Consider the following 243-nt stretch of genomic DNA (forward strand, 5'->3'; position numbering starts at 1 on the left):
ATGATGGTGTGTGTTCCACTTGGAATGGTATAACTTCCTCCCTGTGTTCCAATGTTCACAGATGCTCCTGCTGCGAGAGGCCCCAATACGGAACCCCACGTTCGCTGTGTACCATTCACAAAATATCCTACACCGATCGTCGTTCCGGATGAGACCGCTACAGAACCCTGATTCTTTACGGTTGCGGTGAATGAGCCATTTGAGTAGGAAAGCGCTGTGACGATAACATCAGGAAGATTGGAT

1 pseudogene (running past both ends of the window) is annotated in these 243 nt (G+C 49.0%); it reads right to left on the reverse strand.

Going from position 1 to position 243, the window contains the following annotated elements:
* Nucleotides 1-243 (reverse strand): annotated as a pseudogene (locus COU47_02765) (hypothetical protein) (it extends past both window edges: 1,186 nt to the left, 824 nt to the right).

Source organism: Candidatus Niyogibacteria bacterium CG10_big_fil_rev_8_21_14_0_10_46_36 (genome assembly GCA_002772995.1).
Taxonomy (GTDB): domain Bacteria; phylum Patescibacteriota; class Minisyncoccia; order 1-14-0-10-42-19; family 1-14-0-10-42-19; genus 1-14-0-10-46-36.